Annotated in this window: 1 protein-coding gene and 1 pseudogene; one reads left to right on the plus strand and one right to left on the minus strand. The window is 46.6% G+C overall.

The genetic code is table 11. The features are described 5' to 3' along the window. On the plus strand, positions 1–1,103 hold a 1,103-nt coding region (locus tag ACUVJL_RS07720; protein ID WP_445245314.1), incomplete at its 5' end, for an NADH-quinone oxidoreductase subunit M. A 68-nt stretch (positions 1,104–1,171) separates the two neighbouring features. On the opposite strand, the pseudogene ACUVJL_RS07725 reads toward ACUVJL_RS07720, so the two are convergent. Continuing rightward, positions 1,172–1,619, minus strand: a pseudogene (locus tag ACUVJL_RS07725) (LuxR family transcriptional regulator); the annotation flags it as partial.

Below are 1,619 nucleotides of genomic sequence, written 5' to 3' on the forward strand. Positions count from 1 at the left end.
GTTTAGAATTACTGCTTTACGCGGGATTGTTAATTGCCTTCGGTGTGAAACTGGCGATTTTCCCCTTCCACACTTGGCTACCTGATGCCCACGGTGAAGCATCTTCTCCCGTGTCGATGATTCTAGCCGGCGTATTGCTCAAAATGGGCGGATACGGACTGATTCGCCTGAATTTGGAACTTCTTCCTCAAGCACACGTTTACTTTGCACCGATTATGGCGGTGCTCGGCGTGGTCAATATTATCTACGGCGCACTGAATTCCTTCGGCCAATCAAACATGAAGCGCCGCTTGGCGAATTCGTCGATTTCTCACATGGGATTCGTGTTGTTGGGTATTGCTTCCTTCACGGATTTGGGAATCAACGGGGCGCTGTTGCAAATGATTTCCCACGGTTTAATCGCCTCAGTATTGTTCTTCCTCGCTGGCGTTACTTACGATCGCACCCATACAATGATCATGGACGAGATGGGCGAGATTGGGAAAGTCATGCCGAAAGTGTTTGCCTTGTTTACCGCAGGCGCGATGGCATCCCTGGCACTCCCGGGAATGAGCGGTTTTGCTAGCGAATTGTCAGTGTTTGTGGGCGTCGCAACTAGCGATATGTACAGCGGTTCTTTCCGCGCGGTGACAGTGTTCCTGGCGGCAGTAGGACTGATTTTGACGCCGATTTATTTGCTCTCGATGCTGCGACAGTTATTTTACAACTGTGGGAGACTAGCGGCTTGCGACCTTGAGGATCTAAATTTGCAGAATCAGAGAAACAATCTGGATGAAGCGGTTTGTTTCGGTAATAGTTGCGTTTTGCCGGGTGATGCACCGTTTATTGATGCTAAACCTCGGGAAGTGGCGATCGCATTTTGCTTTTTGATACCGATTGTCGGCATTGGTTTTTATCCCAACATGGCGATGCAAGTCTACGACGCGAAGACTGTGGCGGTGAACGCAGAAGTCCGCCAATCTTACATCCAAATCGCTCAAGACAATCCTCAGCTTTATGCGAAGGGATTTTTGGTTCCCAAAATTGCCCAAGCTCAAAAAGCGCCTGCTTTGGACAAAATTACAGGCTCTGAATCTGCATCGGTTTTTGGCATTGTCAAATAATCTTATCGAATTCTGTTTTTGTTGAAAATCGGGCGATCGCTTTTGTGACTGGGGCGATCGCTTTTTTGTTAACACTGAATTTCTGCAATAATCTGCGCCAGATTTTCCCTAGCATATCCCACCTCAAGAATCGATTTATCCTCCAGATCAGAGGCAACTTTGGTCAGTATATTTAGCGGTTCTTCAAAGCCTCTAGTTTTCGCAAACACAACTTGCAGCCGATTTTTCACTAATTCTAAAATAGAGCGACTTCGCTCGGGTTTACCCCCTTTTCCTTTAGCAATACTGATGCTCAAGCTGTGAGTTTTCAACAGTCGCATTCTTTCTATTCCTTGCGTCTTAACTGTCTCCAAAACCTCCGCTCGAATCTGCTCCGCTAATCTGTCGCTCACATATTGCACGATCAAAGGCTGAAGCATAAAAACAGTTTCTGTGCCATCATTTATTTTTTCAATCACCGAGCGACGACCCAGAGAATCGAGATTTTTTAGCAAATCCGAAAGCGATAAATTGACC

It is taken from the genome of Microcoleus sp. OTE_8_concoct_300, assembly GCF_031383065.1.
Classification (GTDB): domain Bacteria; phylum Cyanobacteriota; class Cyanobacteriia; order Cyanobacteriales; family Microcoleaceae; genus Microcoleus.